Raw genomic sequence first — 1809 nt, forward strand, 5'->3', positions numbered from 1 at the left:
CCCGCCACCGGCGTGAGGCCGTCGGGAGCGAGCACCCGACCCTGCACGCGGCCGGTGGCCAGCGCCGTCAACGTGATGGTGACCTCGCCGTCCTCGCCGGGCAGCAGCGTACCGGCGGCGCTGCCCGATAGGCTGCCGATGGGCGCCGGGCGGCTCGCGGTTATCTGGTAGTCACCGTTGAACACGCGCTCGAACACAACCAGACCGCCGGCGTCGGATTCGCGTTCGACCGTGGTGGCAAACGGCAACGCGGTGCTCAGCGCCACGCGCGCACCGGCGACCGGCGCGCCACCGGCACCGACCACGTGAACGCTGACACGTCCCTGGCCCACCAGCTGCACATCAAGCAGGCGCGTCTCGCCGGCGCTGGTGATGCGCGTCGTCGCCGCACCGCGATCGCCGTTGCCGAGCTCCTGAGCGATGACCTCGACCTCGCCGACCGGCACGAGGTCGAAGCGGTACGTGCCGCCGTCGGCCACTTCCTGGCTGGCGATGACAACGCGGTCGCGGCGCAGACTGAGCTTCAGCGGTCCGGGCACAACGCTGCCGTCGCGGCGCAGCACACGGCCAGCCACGCTGCCGCTGGCGGCGAGCACGATGTCGAGGTCGACCTGTTGGCCTTCGTTGTCCAGCCGGGCGCGGTTGAAGCCGCTGAGCTGAGTGGCCGCGTTGCGCGCCGTCGCCGTGACGTCGCCGGCGAACACGCCGTCAACGCTGTAGCGCCCCTGGGCGTCGGTCTGGGTGGTGCGCTCGGCGTCGAAAAGGCCTGCAGAAGTCACGCTGACCGGCACGTTCGCCTGCGCCGCTCCCTGGGGATCGCTGACCCGGCCGCTGACGCTGCCTTTGGCCAGGAACACCACGCGCGTCTGCAGCGGCTGCGGCGGATCCAGGTTGACCACGACCACCTCGCTGCGGCCGCGCTCAAGCGCCGCCTCGGCCTGCACGTAGTAGGCGTCGGCTCGGGTGACGGCGAAGCTGAAGCGCCCCTGCGCATCGGTGGCGGTGCGCAGAACGGCCGGGTTGCCGGACAGCGGATCGTAGGAATAGCGCGGCCCCAGCGCCCGCGGCGCCAGGAACACGGCGACGCCGGCGCCGACCGGCGTGACGTTGTCGCGCTCGAACACGATGCCGACCAGCGCGTTGCTGGCGATGACGATGTCGACCACGCGGGTTTCGCCGTCCTGGGCCAGCTCGCCCTGGGCGTGGCCGCTGCGGCCTTCGGTGGTGATGGCGGTCAGTTCGAACGCGCCCAGCGGCACACCGGGCACGACGTAACGGCCCTGGGCGTCGCTGCGCGCCTCGAGGGTCAGGCGCTGGCCGACCAGGGACTGCAGCGTCACGCGGGCGTTGGCGAAGACTTGACCGGCGCCGTCGCTCACTTGACCACGCACCGTGCCCACGGCGCCCAAGGTGATGTTGCGTTCCAGCACTTCGTTGGGCTGGGACAGCACCAGGGCCGGCACACGGGCGCGCACGCGGCCGTCGACGAAGGCGTCCAGCGTGAACGGACCGTCGGACAGCGGCAGACTGTCGAAGCGGAAGGCACCATCGGTGCCGGTTACGCGCTGGCTGACGATGCCGCGCTCGCGGCTGATCACGCGCACCTGCACACCGGCGCGGCGGGTGCTGCCGTCGACGTCGAAGACGGCGCCGTGGATCGTGCCGATGGGCTGCAACCGCAGGGTCAGGCTGCGCGTCTGCCCGGCGATGATGCTGGAAACCGCGGCGCCGACCAGGCGCGACACCGGATCGCGCGCCGAAGCGGTGAAGGTGCCGGCCGGCACGCCGCTGAAGCGGGCCTTGCCCTGG

At 72.0% G+C, this 1809-nt stretch carries 1 protein-coding gene; it reads right to left on the reverse strand.

What is annotated here, in order from left to right:
* On the reverse strand, positions 1-1809 hold a 1809-nt coding region (locus tag DFR29_RS28770), incomplete at both ends, for a carboxypeptidase-like regulatory domain-containing protein (RefSeq protein ID WP_133822077.1).

Origin of the sequence: Tahibacter aquaticus (genome assembly GCF_004363655.1) — a bacterium.
Taxonomy (GTDB): Bacteria; Pseudomonadota; Gammaproteobacteria; order Xanthomonadales; family Rhodanobacteraceae; genus Tahibacter; species Tahibacter aquaticus.